This is a genomic window from Vibrio sp. L5-1, from assembly GCF_021728315.1.
GTDB lineage: Bacteria > Pseudomonadota > Gammaproteobacteria > Enterobacterales > Vibrionaceae > Vibrio > Vibrio splendidus_K.
This window is the reverse complement of sequence record NZ_JAKKCQ010000010.1, coordinates 56,209-72,614: the sequence shown is the minus strand read 5'-3', so window position 1 is coordinate 72,614 and position 16,406 is coordinate 56,209. Positions and strand designations below refer to the sequence as shown.

The 16,406-nt window shown below is 45.1% G+C and carries 16 protein-coding genes; 4 read left to right on the top strand and 12 right to left on the bottom strand.

What is annotated here, in order from left to right; genetic code table 11:
- Nucleotides 1–5: 5 nt before the first annotated feature.
- The 11 genes from L3V35_RS22860 to L3V35_RS22810 form a co-directional block, all read right to left on the bottom strand.
- Nucleotides 6–854: a DMT family transporter gene (locus L3V35_RS22860; RefSeq protein ID WP_237300698.1), complete on the bottom strand. Its 849-nt coding sequence runs from the start codon at nucleotides 852–854 to the stop codon at nucleotides 6–8.
- The gene (locus L3V35_RS22855; RefSeq protein ID WP_114634053.1) at nucleotides 854–1,306 is read right to left on the bottom strand and encodes a GNAT family N-acetyltransferase; all 453 of its coding nucleotides are present in this window, start codon (nucleotides 1,304–1,306) and stop codon (nucleotides 854–856) included. Before L3V35_RS22855 ends, L3V35_RS22860 begins: the two co-directional genes overlap by 1 nt.
- A gap of 57 nt (nucleotides 1,307–1,363) precedes the next feature.
- Nucleotides 1,364–1,930 carry a Crp/Fnr family transcriptional regulator gene (locus L3V35_RS22850; protein WP_114634052.1) on the bottom strand — a complete coding sequence of 189 codons (567 nt, stop codon included), beginning with the start codon at nucleotides 1,928–1,930 and terminating at the stop codon, nucleotides 1,364–1,366.
- Between the two features lie 71 nt (nucleotides 1,931–2,001).
- Nucleotides 2,002–3,756, bottom strand: coding sequence for a lysophospholipid acyltransferase family protein (locus tag L3V35_RS22845; RefSeq protein WP_237300697.1), 1,755 nt, complete (start codon nucleotides 3,754–3,756; stop codon nucleotides 2,002–2,004).
- Nucleotides 3,757–3,768: 12 nt separating this feature from the next.
- On the bottom strand, nucleotides 3,769–4,212 hold the full coding sequence (locus L3V35_RS22840; protein WP_004735264.1) for a hypothetical protein: 444 nt from the start codon (nucleotides 4,210–4,212) through the stop codon (nucleotides 3,769–3,771).
- A gap of 10 nt (nucleotides 4,213–4,222) precedes the next feature.
- Complete coding sequence (locus L3V35_RS22835; RefSeq protein ID WP_237300696.1) at nucleotides 4,223–4,660, bottom strand: YHS domain-containing (seleno)protein; 438 nt, start codon at nucleotides 4,658–4,660, stop codon at nucleotides 4,223–4,225.
- 9 nt (nucleotides 4,661–4,669) lie between these two features.
- On the bottom strand, nucleotides 4,670–5,419 hold the full coding sequence (locus L3V35_RS22830) for an NRDE family protein (RefSeq protein WP_237300695.1): 750 nt from the start codon (nucleotides 5,417–5,419) through the stop codon (nucleotides 4,670–4,672).
- Between the two features lie 2 nt (nucleotides 5,420–5,421).
- Complete coding sequence (locus tag L3V35_RS22825; RefSeq protein ID WP_054548266.1) at nucleotides 5,422–5,964, bottom strand: hypothetical protein; 543 nt, start codon at nucleotides 5,962–5,964, stop codon at nucleotides 5,422–5,424.
- Between the two features lie 19 nt (nucleotides 5,965–5,983).
- Nucleotides 5,984–7,117 carry an ATP-grasp domain-containing protein gene (locus tag L3V35_RS22820; RefSeq protein ID WP_237300694.1) on the bottom strand — a complete coding sequence of 378 codons (1,134 nt, stop codon included), beginning with the start codon at nucleotides 7,115–7,117 and terminating at the stop codon, nucleotides 5,984–5,986.
- Entirely contained in the window at nucleotides 7,114–7,701 is a 588-nt protein-coding gene (locus L3V35_RS22815) for a DedA family protein (RefSeq protein ID WP_017069394.1), read from the bottom strand. Before L3V35_RS22815 ends, L3V35_RS22820 begins: the two co-directional genes overlap by 4 nt.
- A 320-nt stretch (nucleotides 7,702–8,021) precedes the next feature.
- Nucleotides 8,022–9,998 (bottom strand): bifunctional 2',3'-cyclic-nucleotide 2'-phosphodiesterase/3'-nucleotidase, encoded by a 1,977-nt coding sequence (locus L3V35_RS22810; RefSeq protein ID WP_017069395.1) that lies wholly within the window; start codon nucleotides 9,996–9,998, stop codon nucleotides 8,022–8,024.
- A 414-nt stretch (nucleotides 9,999–10,412) separates the two neighbouring features.
- On the opposite strand from L3V35_RS22810, the gene cysD reads away from it, so the two are divergent.
- The 4 genes from cysD to cysC all read left to right on the top strand — a co-directional run bounded on the left by cysD (nucleotide 10,413) and on the right by cysC (nucleotide 15,241).
- Nucleotides 10,413–11,357, top strand: a complete 945-nt coding sequence (gene cysD / locus L3V35_RS22805; RefSeq protein WP_226088532.1) for a sulfate adenylyltransferase subunit CysD — start codon at nucleotides 10,413–10,415, stop codon at nucleotides 11,355–11,357.
- An 18-nt stretch (nucleotides 11,358–11,375) separates the two neighbouring features.
- Complete coding sequence (cysN, locus tag L3V35_RS22800; RefSeq protein WP_054548268.1) at nucleotides 11,376–12,806, top strand: sulfate adenylyltransferase subunit CysN; 1,431 nt, start codon at nucleotides 11,376–11,378, stop codon at nucleotides 12,804–12,806.
- Nucleotides 12,807–12,871: 65 nt separating this feature from the next.
- Nucleotides 12,872–14,596, top strand: coding sequence for an SLC13 family permease (locus L3V35_RS22795; protein WP_004735273.1), 1,725 nt, complete (start codon nucleotides 12,872–12,874; stop codon nucleotides 14,594–14,596).
- Between the two features lie 24 nt (nucleotides 14,597–14,620).
- Entirely contained in the window at nucleotides 14,621–15,241 is a 621-nt protein-coding gene (gene cysC / locus L3V35_RS22790) for an adenylyl-sulfate kinase (protein ID WP_004735274.1), read from the top strand.
- 166 nt (nucleotides 15,242–15,407) lie between these two features.
- On the opposite strand, the gene L3V35_RS22785 is transcribed toward cysC, so the two are convergent.
- Entirely contained in the window at nucleotides 15,408–16,316 is a 909-nt protein-coding gene (locus L3V35_RS22785; protein ID WP_054548269.1) for a TIGR03899 family protein, read from the bottom strand.
- Nucleotides 16,317–16,406: the final 90 nt, after the last annotated feature.

The following is a 16,406-nucleotide window of genomic DNA, read 5'->3' as shown; positions in this document are numbered from 1 at the left end:
AAGAGCTAACGATTAGCTCTTTTTTTTGGTCGCTTGAAAGGTGCAAGCGGTAAGATGATGAGCATAATTCCGATAAAGGTTAACGTATCTGGAATCTCATCAAACCATATCGCGCCTATTATTGCGACAAACACTAAGCCTGAGTATTCAGCCAAGGCAATTTGACTAGAGTGTGCTTTTTGGTAGGCAGCGACCGCAAGTCCGTTGTAGCTTAAAATTAGCGTCGCACTTAATGCTATGTATCCCAAATGCTCCACAGACACCGGCTGCCAGTATAAGAAGCACAGTACTAATGAGGCTGGAATAGAGCATAACGTTGTCCACCACAGCGTAGTAACCACCGTTTGCTCACTAGGAAGCTTTCTTACCAATACATTGAATAGTGCGAGGGTGAGTGCTGTACCCAAAGCAAACAGCGCTGCCCAATGAAATTGTGATGGCCTCAAGACAATCAATGCACCAATAAAACCGATAGTGGTGGCGATAACCTTGCCAAGTGCCGGTTGCTCTTTGAGTAGAAACATAGAGAGAGGTAACATCAACAGGGGCGCGACGTAAAATACTGCGTTGGCGGTAGCTAAAGAAAGGTGGGTGATCGCGACGACCATACATCCGCTGCCGATTAGGATCAGTTGTCCTCGAATAAAGGTCACTTTAGCTTGTTGTAAGCGTCGTTGTTCTTTTTTCTGCTGTAGCCACAAAGGGGTGATGATGAGCAGAGATATCAACTGTCGGAAAAAAATATACTGTAAGGGCGGTACTTCGCCATTCAATAGTTTTACCGCTACGTCGGAAAGCGAGGCAAACAAGTTACCTGCAACCAACAATAGAATACCGACAGTGATATTCGTCATTACTTTTCTAATCTCATGTCTACATGCGGAATATCGTCTTCCAGATACATCTCAGAGATAGTTTCGAACCCGTGGCTCGCATAGAAGTTTTCTAGGTGTTGTTGCGCGCCAATATCGATGGTCTTGTTCGGCCAAAGAGACTCACAGCGTGTTAACGCTTCTTTGATCAATTGATGACCCAAGCCATCACCTCTTGCCGATTGCTTGGTCGCCACTCGGCCGATGCTCGTGTTGTCGTAAGAGGTGCCGGGTGGTAACAAACGTGCACATGCCACTAGCTCTGCATCAGCATAGCCAAGCAAGTGTTCAACACCTGCGAGTGTATCTTTACCATCGAGCTCTGGATAAGGGCAATTTTGCTCAACGACGAACACATCTACTCGTAATTTAAGTAGTTGATAAAGCTGTTGTGTTGAAAGTTCAGAGAAGGGAATTGAGTGCCAAGTGATCATGTTTACATCCAGAGGTTATCGATGCTCTGAATGTACTATGTGCGATGATTGTTGGCATTAACTATTGTTAATTCGACCTTTAATTCTGCTCAGGCTGATGGCGGTTATTCCTAGATAGGCCGCAATTTGATTGTCGTTCAAGCGCTGCTCAAGGTCGGGGTAATGTTCGCAGAAAAGCTGATAGCGTTGCTCTGGAGTATAGAGCAGCATAAAGCGTTCTTTGTTTTCCTTATGCATCAGCTGAGTTTCTAACAGCTTTAAATACAAAGGGTTATTTGCTGCACGCCACTCAATAACCGCATTCATTGGCAGTTCTAACATAGTAATTGGTGTGAGTGTTTCTAGTAGGTAAGGGGACGCTTGGTTCTTTATCAAACTCTCAAAGCCGATGATCCAGTCTTGTTCCCAGTAGAATTCTTTGCTGTATTGCTTACCGTCATTAGTGAGATAACAAGCGTGGCATAAGCCTTCAAGTACAAAGTAGATTGAACTCGCCATCTCACCTTGATTGATCAGGATGTGTCGGGTTGGCAGCTCAAGCGGCTTCGCGACAGCTAATAGAGATTCAACCTGACTCTCAGAGAAGTCAAAGCTTTGTAGTTGTTTGATAAAAGAGGTGTGCATGAAAATAACCTAACCCAAATAAGTGTCGAAATCATCGCACTTATTTGAGTATAGGTACAGAGCAGGCTAAATCAGCGTCGAGCGTGCTGTTCTAGATAATCTTGAGCAAGTTCTCTACCCATGTATTTACCAAGAGTTTTCAATGGTACTTTCTTAAGGTTAACCACAATCAAGCCATCCAGAGCATCATTAAATGATGGGTCGACGTTAAAGCACACCAACTTACCGTTCATCCCTAGATACTGGCGCAGTAGTACTGGTAGGCCTTTTCCTTGCTCCATACGTGCTAACACTTTAGAGAGCAGAGGAACACTTGCCAATGACGATAACAGATGATTTTGCCAGAACACGTGATTACTGGTATTGAGTGGTGAAGAAGGAGAAACCAGATTTGCCTTTTCCTCATCATAATGGTGGATTGATAAGGTGGTCGCGATCAACAGGCGCGCATTATGGCTGTAATCATTACTGATACTGACTGGGCCGAATAGGTGAGTGTATTGAGGATGACGATACACGAAGGCCGCGATGCCTTTCCATAATAGCAACAGTGAATTAAGACTCTTCTGATAAGGTTTACTCACTACGGAGCGTCCAAGCTCAATACTGTTATCTAAGGTGTCAATGAACTCTTGATTGTAGTTAAACAGGCTACGAGAGTAGAGCTTATCAAGCCCGTGTTCTGCGATTAGCTTGTCGACCATACCAAGTCGGTATGCACCCACTAATTCAGCCTTGGTTTTATTCCACACGAACAGTTGGTGGTAGTAAAGGTCATACTCATCTAAATCACAGGCAAGCCCGCTGCCTTCTCCGACTTCTCGGAAACTTTCTTCTCTAACTCGACCAATTTCGCGCATTAAGTTAGGAATAGATTGGCTTGGCGTACAGTAGACCTCGAAGTCCCCTTGCTCAAGTAACTTCATCTCTTCAGGAAGAGAATCGACCTCTATTGCCAACACTTCTGGTGGAATAGGCGCAATAACCTGAGTGTCAAAAGAGGGTGCGTGGATTGGCGTATTCGGACTATCTTGTTGACTCATTAGGTAAGTATTGAGTCGTAGGTAGTTGACGATATCCATCTCTTGTTCAAACGATTTTATCTCTGAATACGGAATCGATGAGCCAATAGAGATAGAGATAGTAGTCGCTTGCTTATTAAGAAGTTCGCGCCCGAGTAGAGCCGTTCTTAATAGCGGATGGACACGGCCAGCTTGATAGAAAAGCTCGCTGTTTTTACCATTGATAAAGATAGGCACCGTGGTGGCTTGGTGGCGTTTGACGAATTTCGCGACCGACTTGCTCCACTCGATGTCTGTCAGTGTTTTTGCCCCTTTACGGTAACTCGATACTTCGCCAGCAGGGAACACAATCAAGAGTCCACCGTCTGCTAAATGACGATTGGCATCTCGAATAGCTTTAGCATTGGTGCGTTTTGATTCTTTACTGTTAAAGACATCTACACCGATGAAAAGATCATCCAGCTCAGGCAGGCGCTTAAGTAACTCATTGGCCAGCACCTTCACATCCTTCCTTACTGATCCTACGAGATCGGCAAGGATCACACCTTCAATTGCGCCAAGCGGGTGGTTAGCCACAATCACCACTGACCCTTCTTCCGGGATATTACCTATGGCGCCTGCGGAAACAGAATAGTCGATATTGAGTGCCGACAGGGTGTGATGCATGAATTCAAAACTAGACAACTCATCAGGTCTATCTTGATAGAGTTTATCTAGCTTAGATAGCCCAGTTGCCCACTCGACAACAGACTCACCTAAACCAAAAGGCGTGTAACGTGGTAAACGAAAAGGACTATCAATCATAATGAAGCTACCTTATTGACTAAAGTTGTTTAGGAAACCGTCTTGATTCTTGAAATCTTTCACACTTAAAAATGCACCGCATAACCACACTAGGCATGCCATACCAAACAGTAATCCACCGTCATAACCGACAATTTCACCCGCTGCATTAAACTCAGGCATTTGAATACCGAGTGGTGTAAACAGGTGGAAGAAAATCGCACCACTCATAATTCCCACACTCATGATTGCACCTAGGCCATGCCAACGAGTAAACAGCAAAATGGCAGCAATCAATTCAGCAAACCCAATTAAGTAACCGCCAAATGAACCGAACCAACTTAAGCCCGACCATGTCGCCAAGGTGCCAAAGATATGCTCAGTCTCGTATGAGCCTGTGAACTTAAAAAACAGCGACTGAACAAATACGAAAGCGATAAATGCCGCAGGAATATGTTTAGCTGGAGTGAATGTCATGGTTATTCCCTTATTTGATCAGTTGCGGCCAAATGGTGTCGGCTTTTTGAATATGTTGTGCTCGGTCTTGTTCCCAACGCTGTTTAATCTCTTGGTCGTAGTTGAGGTAAAGCTTGTTCTCAACAATCGTCCATTGATTCGGGTCTCCGGGTGCAAAATCACTTTTTGCTGAAACAGCCCAAGCGCAATAACCACCATATTGAGGGGCATATTTTTCAGGATTATTAACAAATAAAGTCAGATTCTTTTCAGAAGAGAAATACCAGTCCGCACCTTTGTACTCTGTGCTGAATTTTTTACTGCCTTCAATAGGCTTACCTGAAGTGAAATAAGCGACGGTATCGTAGCCATCGAGCGCCTTGCTGCTAAAGAATCCTGTGTAGATTTCATCGGCGGCAAATACGTATGGGCTAACAAGTAGCATGACCATGGTTAATAGTTTTCTCATGATGGACTCCTATAGATTGATTACGGGTGATAAATCGAAGGTGAAGCGCTGTTGATTTATCTGACATGGCTTAATGGGTTCACAAGGCGAGCCGGGTGCATAAAACATCGAGGCTTGGCCATGTAGATTACGTAAGTGTGTAAAGCTCACCGTATGTGCGTCTTCACGATGCATACAGGTCGCTAAATGAGGTTGTTCACTATGATGGTGAGAGTGAAACTGAAGTAAGTTCTGTTGATTCTTACCTGTTGTCATAAGCTGATCGTATTTTGCTTGTCGATAGGCTTGCACTCGCTCTAAATCAACACCGGATGAGAAGAGTGGAGAATCAGTGTCGACTATTTTTTGTTGAATGCCATCCCACATGTAGGCGATAACCAAACCATTGTTCTGAGTTAAATTCGGCGCGAAAGCCAACAAGGTAAATGGAGCAAAAGAGTGCAGGTCGAGCTGATGAAATGCTTCAGAGAGCTGACTGATGTTACGACTCGATGATAGATTCTTGAGTAACAAACCACGGCTGACTAAAGGTCCAACAGGTACTATGCCTTGATAGTTATTGAGTAGGCATAACGAAAGCCCGAACTCATTGATACTGATCCAGCTACCACCGCCAGTTGGGTCGAGTGGCATGATGATATCGACACCGTTGACTCGATACTGTTTAGGCGGCATTGCTAGCGCTCGCGTCTTTTGTTCGTCACGGTTAAAAAAGACCTGATAACCATTTTCTTCAAGCAGCCAAGATACTGAACACATGATTATTGCTCCCTCAGATAGCTGCTGGTGGTTGGGGCATAACCAAAGGTATTGCATGTTTCGACATCAAGAAAGGTCGTGATCACCTTGATCATCGCATAGTGATGATTGGCATGCAGAGCTGCAAAGGTGACCTCTCTTTCTAACGTAGAAGGCAGGCTGGCGAATACTTGTGTATCCATTGAAACTTCGGTTTGGATCATGATAGGCGCTTCGAGATCTCTGCGGTCTAATCGTTCAAGCCAGTTGATCACATAATGGATCTCTTTTACTGCAATTGAGCGGTCGTATTCGACGGGATGACCACGACGGCGAGTGTTGTAATCAACGGTCGCATTCTCTTTTAAAATTAAAGCGTGAAAAAGATCGAGCGTATGACGAGTATGCTCACCAATAGAGCTTGTGACGTGCGGTTTTGCTCGTGTTAGATAGTCGCTGTCAGATATCGCTAACAAAAACTCTAGACCCTGATTCAATATCTCTACCGCTCCTTTGATACTAGGAGAGAAAGAAGTGAGGGCGCTCGGTTGGGCTATGGAGTTCATTCATGGTCCTCGTACAAAATTAGTCAGTGGTCGGATATTGTTGAACAAGACGTCGTTCTTCTTGCCACGCAGCGAATAAGCTCTTGAAAGAAGGAGTCTTATAGCCTCGTTGTTTTTGCTGAGCGCCAATATCAAAAAGAATGCGGTATTGCAGAAGTAGCGTCGAAAATATCTCTCGCAGCGGTGTGTTGCGATCCCAGATATGCCCAGCCTCACTGCTTGCGCCATTGACCTCAAGGATCGTGAAATCCTCGCCGTTCATTAGGCTGTGCATGTCTTTAAACTTGACGTCGAGTCGGCCAAAATGAAAACCATCGAAGTCATCGAATATCTCGTCTAAACGTTCAGTTAAAGCCTGAGTGATATATTGATTGCCATCTCGGAAGATGCAGCCACGGCTATGGCTGCCTGCGAACGCGAGTTGGAACTCTTCGCCCTCTGCGAGCACTTGATCCAATTTATCTTGATGTCTTGGCAGATAGAGGTGACTGAGCTGCCCAGCACGCGGGCTATTTTCAATTAACTGCTTGAGTGTTGACTTGCCATCACCCATCACCATTGGCGCATATTTGAGTGTGATCGATATGATCTCACCTTGCTTTTTGTTTGGGTAACGAACATAGAAAACGCCAGCTTCTGCCTGATAAGGCGCCTTTTCTTGCAGTAGAAAGCGAGCGTTATTTGGGAAAGATTCAACATATTGCTCAAGTTGATCTTGTGTGTTGATCAGCTTAACGCCAACACCTCGACAACCAAGATCAGGTTTAGCCACAATCGGGAAATCAAGATCCGATTGTATGAGTGCGCTGCGCGCATCTTCAGCTTGCTTCTTACTGCTAAGATCCGTTTTGGTGAGGGTGATAAACGGAGAGATCCAGCGCTGACTCGATGATCCGGCAAGGCTCAGTATTTCGTGTTTTGATTCGCCTACCATGCCGCTTAACTTGATGCTCGGGTTGGCGATGAGCGGCAGCGCCCAGTCAAAGTGCCGTAACCCTTGCATCAGGCTTTGAATCACCACTGGCGTGTAGAAGAACCAAGTCGGAAGAAACTCATAAGGAGAGACACTGCGCACGGTATCTTTTTCAAGCAAAGGCATGCCTGCATTGATTTGATGTGCGGGAATGATGCGAATATCTTGCGGTGAACTCATGATAATCCTCTAGAGTAGGTTTTATTCATTAATCGATTACCGATAAACAGTAAAGCGATGGCACACGGGATAACGATCCATTGATATTCAGAGGCTTGCAGCCACGCTGATGTTCCTAAATAGTAGATGGCAGAGAAGACAATGCCAGTCCAGAGCGCAGTGGCACTAATCACGGCAAACAAGAAAGTAGACAGTGGGATGGCGAAAAAGCCACTTAAGGTAAACCCGACGGTGCGAAGCCCTGGAATAAAGCGGATAACAAAAAGGCTGCTGAATGCGTTCTGACGTAATTTGGTACGAAGCGAACGAAAGTATTTATTCGTGAGGGCTTTATATCGAACACCTCGGAAGTAACGTCCTGACTTCCCTAAGTAATAAAGACCGAGATCACCCGTGGCAATACCGATGAAAATAGCAAGCAGCGCATATTGAGGAAGTATTAGACCTTGAGTCGCGATACCTGCCGCCGTAACAATCGCAAGATCTTCAAGCAGGTAAGAAAGCGCGATGATGCCAAGCATCAGCCATAGCAGCGACTCCTCTCCTGAATGTAACCATGCTTGAATGCTCTCGACGGTGCTCATCAAATGTCCTTATCTATCCCATAGATGAATGGCTTAATGACCATTCATTGAGTGTAGTAAATTAAATAGACAGGAGGAGCAGAGAAAAACTTACAGACAATTACCGCTTTTTTGTGTTGGATTCATTCAATTGGTGGTTTGAGTCGTGCTGCTTGACTGCTGTTTTGAAGCTAAAGGCGTGGCATTTGGATACGGGTTTAACGAGAATTTGTCGTTCGAAAATTAGGGCTTTGGACTGAACATTTAGAAGAAAAGAAAAAGGCTGAGTCGTTAAACTCAGCCTTTCAGAATGTTAACTATCTATGGATTACTTAAGCAATCTATTTAGTTAGGTCAATCTGGTAAACAGCAAAACCAACATCGTCAGTCGCAACACGTTTCATCGGGTATTGACCCTTCTCTTTGATGAACTCTGCTGCTTTGTCGCTTGGAGATGTTTCAAAGCGGATATCTAGCTTGTTATCCGTTTTGATTGGTGCAAATGACCAATTGTTATCTGCGCTTGGGCTCACTTGACCTTGCTCTTTGCTTACGCGAGAGATGTAGTTTGCAAGAACAGTACGGTTCTCATCTGGTGCATCAAATGCGATGAAGTCTTCACCTGTGCCTGGGAACTTAGCGCTGTATGCACGGTAGTTGTTGGTTGCGATCAGGAAGTCTTGCTTCATGTCGATTGGCTTACCTTGGTAAGTTAGGCCAACAATACGCTGTGAGTCAGGGTTAACGACTTTACAGTTTGCATCGTATTTCGCAGGTTGAGTTACGTCGATTTGGTAATCAACACCGTCGATAACATCGAAGTTGTAAGTGCGGAAGTTATCCCACTCGATCAACTGTTGTGGTGCTGTTGAGTTAACATCAACTTGGTTGAATTGACCAGCAGAACACTCAAGCCACTCTTTTACTTCGTGACCTGTTACCTTCATCGCAACTAGTGTGTTCGGGTAAAGGTATAAGTCAGCTGCGTTACGGAATGTCAGTTGACCAGATTCAACTTCAGTGAAGTTCGCTGGATCATTCTTACGGCCACCGGCTTTGAATGGTGCAGCCGCTGAAAGTACTGGCGTACCATCTAGGTCAGGGTCACCTTGGATGAACTGTTCAACGTAATCTTTCTGTGCAAGGTTAACGATTTGAACTGTTGGATCGTCTTGTACTAGAGACAAGAAGCTGTACATCACATCGTCTGCTTTACCAATCGGTTGGTTAACAAACTCACGAGTACCAGCGTGGTCTTTTTCTAATGCTGTTACGATACCTTCATCAGCTGCAGCAAGAGATTTCTTCTCGATTTTGTCGTAGATAGGGCGCGCTTCTGATTGGCCTTTAACAACTTCCCACTTACCGTCTTTTTGTGCAAGTGTTAGATCCATAACACCAACGTGGCTACCCCAACGACCAGGCATTACCGCCGCAACGCCGTTCATTGTGCCAGTTTCGTTGTCGATGCCTTGAATGTCATCAAAACCTTTACCTGGGAACACTGCGTGAGAGTGGCCGAATGCGATCGCATCGATGCCGTCTACTTCAGATAGGTAGAACGTTGAGTTCTCTTCGCCATTTTTGTATGGGTCAGTTGATACGCCTGAGTGAGGGATAGCAACGATAACTTCAGCGCCTTCCGCTTTCATTTGAGGCACTAATTCGTTAGCCGTCTCAATGATATCGCGAGCGATCACTTTGCCTTCTAGATTCTTCTTATCCCACGTCATGATTTGTGGTGGAACAAAACCGATGTAACCCACTTTTACTTCGTGCTCTACGCCAGCAGTATCTTCGAACGTGTGCGTCTTGATGATGTAAGGCGTGAAGTAGTGTTCTTTGGTTTCTGCGTCGTAAACGTTAGCACTGATGTAAGGGAAATCAGCGTCGTTGATCGATTCTTCTAGGAACTCAAGACCGTAGTTGAATTCGTGGTTACCTAGGTTTGCAGCGTCGTAGCTTAGTTGGTTCATTGCTTTATATGCAGGGTGAACTTCGCCAGCTTCGATGCCTTTGTCTGCCATGTAGTCACCCATTGGGCTACCTTGCAGCAAGTCACCGTTATCAACTAAAACGCTGTTGGTTACTTCGCTTTGAGCTTCTTTTACTAAAGTTGCAGTACGTGCTAAGCCGATTTTTTTCGATGGCTTGTCTTTGTAGTAGTCGTAATCCATTAGGTTGGTATGGATATCCGTCGTTTCTACGACACGTAATTTAATCACTTCATCGGTATCTGGTGTTGTTGTGCAGCCTGCTAAAGTCAAACCAAGACCCGCAAGTACAGCCAATGACAAAGGTTTCATTGCAACTTTCATTTTGTAGCTCCAAAGTGGATAGTAGAAAATTCGTTGCGTAATGTAACAAAACCGAATGAAACAATGATTACAACGAATGTTAATTCGTGACTTAGATCGATTACTTTATGGTGTTCTGCAAGACGCCTCCCAAAGCTGTTCAATCGATGCGCAACTGATATCGATAATATTAGTCCATTCATTTCACCTGCTTATCGGTAAATTCAATCCCTTATCAGCTTTTCGAATAAAAAATGAAATTTTAGAATTTCCAGTAATATGAGAGGCTCGTCATAATGCCTATATCAAGGACGTATCAGGCAGATGAATAGCAAGGATAGCTCAAAACGAAGCTTCTGTTTTCTTCTAGTGCCAATACTCCCATTCACTCAAGTGGATGAGTTAAATCCCTTGCTTGGCAAGACCAAGTAATGAATTGCTCGTAACGCGAGCCTTAAAGGAAGCACTGAAATGGACCAAGAACGTTTAACCCACCTAAAACAGCTCGAAGCGGAAAGTATTCATATTATCCGTGAAGTAGCGGCTGAGTTTGATAACCCAGTGATGATGTACTCCATCGGAAAAGATTCTTCTGTGATGCTTCATTTAGCTCGCAAAGCGTTTTATCCAGGCAAGATTCCATTCCCACTATTGCATGTAGATACGGACTGGAAATTCCGCGAGATGATTGAGTTTCGTGATCGTACGGCTAAAAAGTACGGCTTCGACCTTTTAGTACATAAGAACCCAGAAGGTATTGAGATGGGTTGTAGCCCATTTGTACATGGTTCTTCGAAGCACACTGACATCATGAAAACACAGGGCCTTAAGCAGGCGTTAAACAAGTATGGGTTCGATGCGGCTTTTGGTGGTGCGCGTCGTGATGAAGAAAAGTCTCGTGCGAAAGAACGTGTTTACTCTTTCCGTGATAAGAACCATACGTGGGATCCAAAAAACCAGCGTCCAGAGCTTTGGCACACCTACAACGGTCAGGTTAATAAGGGCGAAAGCATTCGTGTATTCCCGCTATCTAATTGGACTGAGCTCGATATCTGGCAATACATCTACCTAGAGAGCATCGATATTGTTCCACTTTACCTTTCAGACAAACGCCCTGTGGTTGAGCGTGATGGCATGCTGATCATGGTTGATGATGACCGTATGGAGCTGCAAGAAGGTGAAGTGATTGAAGAGAAAAGCGTTCGTTTTCGTACTTTAGGCTGTTACCCATTAACCGGAGCGGTTGAATCTGAGGCGAATACGCTAACAGGCATTATTGAAGAGATGCTGGTGGCGACGTCTAGTGAGCGTCAAGGTCGAGCGATTGACCATGATCAGTCGGGCTCTATGGAGCTGAAAAAGCGCCAAGGTTATTTCTAAGAATCTAAGGAAAGAAAAATGAATAGTGCAGTAGAAGCCGAATTGGCTGAACTAGGGATTGAAGGTTATCTAAGTCAGCATCAGCATAAATCTATGCTTAGATTTTTAACTTGTGGCTCGGTAGATGACGGTAAAAGTACGTTAATCGGTCGCTTGCTCCATGATACAAAACAGATTTATGAAGATCAGCTAGCAGCGGTTCACTCTGATAGCCAACGAGTGGGTACCACAGGTGAGAAGCCTGATTTAGCACTGCTTGTTGATGGCTTGCAGGCTGAGCGTGAGCAAGGGATTACTATCGATGTGGCTTATCGTTACTTCTCGACTCAAAAGCGTAAATTCATTATTGCTGATACCCCAGGGCATGAGCAGTACACGCGCAACATGGCAACCGGCGCTTCAACGTGTGATCTAGCGGTGATCTTAATTGATGCTCGTAAGGGCGTTCTGGATCAAACACGTCGTCACTCGTTTATTTCTAACCTGCTTGGTTTGAAGCACTTCATCGTCGCAGTCAACAAAATGGATCTCGTCGAGTACTCGCAAGATCGTTTTGAAGAGATTCGCGATCAGTATCTAGAGTTTGCTGAAAACCTAGAAGGCGAAACTAACATTCAAATTCTGCCGGTTTCCGCGCTTGAAGGCATTAACGTTGCTGCACCAAGCAAAGAGCTTGCATGGTTTGAAGGTCCATCTCTATTAGAAGTGTTAGAGAACGTCGACATTGACCAAAAACGTTCTGCGGGCGAATTCCGTTTCCCTGTGCAGTATGTCAATCGTCCTAACTTAGATTTCCGTGGCTTTGCCGGCACGGTGGCTTCTGGTCGTGTCAGCGTGGGTGATGAAATCAAGGCGTTGCCTTCAGGTAAAACCTCTAAGGTGGCAAGCATTGTGACTTTTGATGGTGAACTTGAATCAGCACAAGCGGGCTTGGCAGTAACACTGACTCTTGAAGATGAAATCGATATCAGCCGTGGTGATTTGATTGTGCTGGAAAATGCTCAAATTGAATCTACTAACCATGTATTGGCTGACATCGTATGGATGACAGAGCAACCACTGCAACCAGGCAAAGCTTACGACATCAAAATCGCAGGCAAGAAAACCGTCGGCCAGGTTGAAACGGTTCGTCACCAGTATGACATCAATAACTTGTCGACTTACGACGTGGATGAATTACCACTCAATGGTATTGGTTTGTGTGAATGGTCATTGAACGAGACTGTCGCGCTGGATAAATATCGTGAGAGTGCCGATACCGGTGGTTTCATTGTTATCGACCGCCTGACTAACGTGACGGTTGGTGCTGGTTTGATTCGAGACCGTTTGGACTCTGTTGAACAGCAAGTCGGTAACTTCTCTGCATTTGAACTTGAGTTCAACGCATTGGTACGCAAGCACTTCCCTCATTGGGATGCCAAAGATCTAAGCCAATTACTGAAGTCATAAACGACTAAGTAACAGCTTATTGAATCAGGCGGAAACCCATCGTTTCCGCCATAAAGGACGGGTATATGTGGCAACAAGGATTTGTATTAGCGATTTTGCTCGGCATCATTACTTGCCTGCTCGTTACCCGTATTAAGCCAAGCTTTATCTTTGCTGGCGCGGCGTTTATTGCTTTTATGGCTGGCATGATCGATTTGTCGAGTTTAGCCAATAACTTCACTAACTCCTCGTTACTGACTTTAATTCTTCTTATCCTCGCATCAAGTGCGTTGGAGAAAACTCGCTTAATCAGTTGGGTTAGCCGTAATATCTCTGAAGGTAGGCTAGGTACCGTGGTTGCGAAGTTGGGTATTTCCACAGCGTTACTTTCTTCTTTTACTAATAACACGGCGGTGGTTGTTTCTTTGATCGGGGCGATCAAACGTAATCAACAGCATGCGCCATCTAAACTGCTAATCCCTTTGTCATACGCTGCCATCTTAGGTGGAACCCTGACATTGATCGGCACCTCTACCAACTTGATCATCAATAGCTTTGTTGAAGATGCTGGACTGCCAAGTTTAAACTTTTTCACACCGACCTTGATCGGTTTAGCGGTGTTGGTCGGTGGTGTGTTGATCCTCATTCCTCTGAGCTACTTCTTACCCAGCTACGATGATGGATCTCAAGACGATCTACCTTACTTTCTCGAGGCGCGAGTTGAGCCGGGTTCTCCTTTAGTTGGCCGCAGCGTCAGCGAGAATAACCTCAGAGCATTGAGAAAACTGTTCTTAGCGGAAGTGATTCGAGACGGTAAAACAACCGCGTCTATTGACCCTGATTTTATTCTTCAAGCTCGTGATCGATTACTGTTTTGTGGTGATGTCGAGAGTGTTGCGACACTGCAAGAGATCCAGGGGCTAACTCTGTTTGGTCAGCACCACCTGAACGGCCAGAGTTTTGTTGAGGTCGTAGTCAGTTCGTCTGCAAGCTTCTGTAATAAAACCCTCAAAACCAGCCAGTTTAGAGATCGCTTCGATGCGGTTGTGGTTGCCATTCGTCGTGGTCATGAACGCCTTGAAGGTGGCCTTGGAAACATCACATTAACCGCTGGCGATACCTTGATTTTGGTTCCAGGCAAACGTTTTGAAGAACAGCGTCAACAACATAATAAAGAGTTTGTGTTGATGAACGACCTAGACTCAAGCGCCAAGCTTGATGCCGATAAATCGACGTTTGTGTTGCTCGGTTTTGCCAGTGTGATTGGGTTATCGCTCGCTGAAGTCGTGCCGATTATTAAAGGGCTAGCGGGATTTTTATTATTGCTGGTGGCATTTGGTGTAGTACAACTTGGTGAGCTTCGCCGCCGTTTCCCCGTCGATATTGTCGTGATCGTTGGTTCGGCACTCTCTATTGCTCAACTGATGATTTCATCTGGGTTGTCTGAGCGAATGGGGCTGATGTTTATGGAGGCCTTTAATGGCTGGGGCGTGTTTGGAGCGCTAGTCGCGACCTATTTCATGACGTTGGTCCTAACTGAGTTGGTGACCAACAATGCGGCAGCGGCACTCTCATTCCCCATTGGCTACAGTATGGCAGTAGGCTATGGCGTCGATCCAATGCCGTTCATCATGGCGGTTCTGTTTGGTGCCAGTGCCAGTTTTATTTCGCCATACGGCTACCAAACCAACTTACTTGTTTATAGCGTAGGTAATTACCACCTTACGGATTATCTGCGCATCGGCATCCCAATCTCGATTGTTTATTCGGGTTTGGTGCTGACCCTAATTCCTTATTTTTTCCCATTTTAATGCTGTTTATTTAAAGGACTAATTATGACCGCAGTACTCAAACCAAAAGATGAGAATGTTGTGTGGCATCAACACTCGATTGATAAAACATTTCGCTCTGATCTGAAATCACAAAAGCCAGCCGTGCTCTGGTTCACGGGATTATCTGGTTCTGGGAAGTCGACAGTCGCTGGAGCATTAGAAAATCGCTTGGCACAGCTTGGTTACCATACTTACTTATTGGATGGCGATAATGTGCGTCATGGGTTATGTAGCGACCTTGGCTTCTCTGAGCAGGATCGCCGAGAGAATATTCGTCGTATTGGTGAACTTGCTAAATTGATGGCGGATGCGGGTTTGATCGTGTTGTCTGCTTTTATTTCCCCACATCAAGTTGAAAGACAGTTAGTGCGAGACTTGCTACCCGAAGGCGAGTTTTTAGAGGTGTTTGTGAACACGCCACTCGAGGTTTGTGAGCAGCGTGACCCTAAAGGCCTGTATAAGAAAGCACGAGCTGGAGAGATCCCGAATTTTACAGGCATTAGCTCAGTGTACGAAGCGCCTCAGAACCCTGAGATAGATTTACCTGCGGGTGAGAAGACACTCGATGAACTGGTGGAATTGTGTATTGATGCTTTAGAGAAGCGTAATATTTTAGCCAACTGAGATCGTTGGTATGACTAAGGCTACTCAGCTGTTTATCTGTTTATTCACGACCGATAAATAGTGCAGCCTTGGTTTACCGAGACAAGAAACCTATCCTCTAGATTCTCTTTATTCTTCTCAATATTCTTCACTTTTTACACCGTCTATTTTTTGCACCGTCGAGTGCCTAGACGGTGTAATTCACACTGCTTTTCACTTCTGTCTGTACCGTGAACTTCTGACTTAATAGAGCAATCAGTTGATCGTAATACTGCATGTTGGGTTTGTTGCCAAGTAAGGTGCACAGCTCATTACCTGTTGGACTGAATCGGTAATAAACCAGTTTAACCCCTTTTGAAATAGGCGCCAGTGACATGCTCTTACCTTGATAAGTCAGGTGTAGGGCTGGGTCGAAATCAATCTCTCCAGATTCTAATTCTGTTCCTAGAATAATCCCGAGCTCAATCAAGTGGAGCAAACTAGAGTAGGGCAGGTTGTGTCCACCAAGGTTGATGGTGTTGGTGGTGTCCCTTTTGCCAAAGCTGAAGATTCCAGCATGGGATTTAAAGCCGAGTAATAGTTTCCTGCTGTTATCACTACCAAAGCTACAACCCAGTGACGCGGCTCTTTGCAGGGTGAGCGCTTCTTTTGGTGTCATGTCTTTTAAGATCTGAAGTGCCTTCATCGACGTCGAGCCTGGGTTGGTGACTTCTCGTTTCAGTACTTGAGCCCATAGCCTCTGCATCGATGTATTGTGGATCTCTTGTGCCATATCGAAGAAACGGTATAGCCAGTCCTGATCAGGGTCTCCAGCCGCTTCATCCTTACATGAAGAGTGTGCCAACTTTAGAATCTGTTCTAGGTTCTTTTGGCGAAGCTCTCTACGTTTTTTCTCTCGTAATAGTGCCCGTTCGATAAGCGTACTCTCAGCTTTATCTTTTGGCTTTGCAATATGACTAATTAAGGAATCGAGGCCGAAGCTTTGTGCGATGTGCAGCATTCTGCTTGCACTGTCGGCAATATGAGGCTTTTTCTCATGCTTTTGCTGTGTATCGCTAGCATGCTCAATGATCACTGGCTGTTTAGTTTCTGACATAAGAGTACCGTTAGGAGACGACTTAACTGTCTAAAATGTAACTCTTTATCTTATTGGTGGCTAGATTTTGCGTGCAGAGTTGAAGGTTTC

Bases quoted from the DNA above. Each gene is read 5' to 3' on its own strand.
- L3V35_RS22860 (WP_237300698.1), bottom strand. From the start codon at position 854: ATGACGAATATCACTGTCGGTATTCTATTGTTGGTTGCAGGTAACTTG.
- L3V35_RS22855 (WP_114634053.1), bottom strand. From the start codon at position 1,306: ATGATCACTTGGCACTCAATTCCCTTCTCTGAACTTTCAACACAACAG.
- L3V35_RS22850 (WP_114634052.1), bottom strand. From the start codon at position 1,930: ATGCACACCTCTTTTATCAAACAACTACAAAGCTTTGACTTCTCTGAG.
- L3V35_RS22845 (WP_237300697.1), bottom strand. From the start codon at position 3,756: ATGATTGATAGTCCTTTTCGTTTACCACGTTACACGCCTTTTGGTTTA.
- L3V35_RS22840 (WP_004735264.1), bottom strand. From the start codon at position 4,212: ATGACATTCACTCCAGCTAAACATATTCCTGCGGCATTTATCGCTTTC.
- L3V35_RS22835 (WP_237300696.1), bottom strand. From the start codon at position 4,660: ATGAGAAAACTATTAACCATGGTCATGCTACTTGTTAGCCCATACGTA.
- L3V35_RS22830 (WP_237300695.1), bottom strand. From the start codon at position 5,419: ATGTGTTCAGTATCTTGGCTGCTTGAAGAAAATGGTTATCAGGTCTTT.
- L3V35_RS22825 (WP_054548266.1), bottom strand. From the start codon at position 5,964: ATGAACTCCATAGCCCAACCGAGCGCCCTCACTTCTTTCTCTCCTAGT.
- L3V35_RS22820 (WP_237300694.1), bottom strand. From the start codon at position 7,117: ATGAGTTCACCGCAAGATATTCGCATCATTCCCGCACATCAAATCAAT.
- L3V35_RS22815 (WP_017069394.1), bottom strand. From the start codon at position 7,701: ATGAGCACCGTCGAGAGCATTCAAGCATGGTTACATTCAGGAGAGGAG.
- L3V35_RS22810 (WP_017069395.1), bottom strand. From the start codon at position 9,998: ATGAAAGTTGCAATGAAACCTTTGTCATTGGCTGTACTTGCGGGTCTT.
- cysN (WP_054548268.1), top strand. From the start codon at position 11,376: ATGAATAGTGCAGTAGAAGCCGAATTGGCTGAACTAGGGATTGAAGGT.
- L3V35_RS22795 (WP_004735273.1), top strand. From the start codon at position 12,872: ATGTGGCAACAAGGATTTGTATTAGCGATTTTGCTCGGCATCATTACT.
- cysC (WP_004735274.1), top strand. From the start codon at position 14,621: ATGACCGCAGTACTCAAACCAAAAGATGAGAATGTTGTGTGGCATCAA.
- L3V35_RS22785 (WP_054548269.1), bottom strand. From the start codon at position 16,316: ATGTCAGAAACTAAACAGCCAGTGATCATTGAGCATGCTAGCGATACA.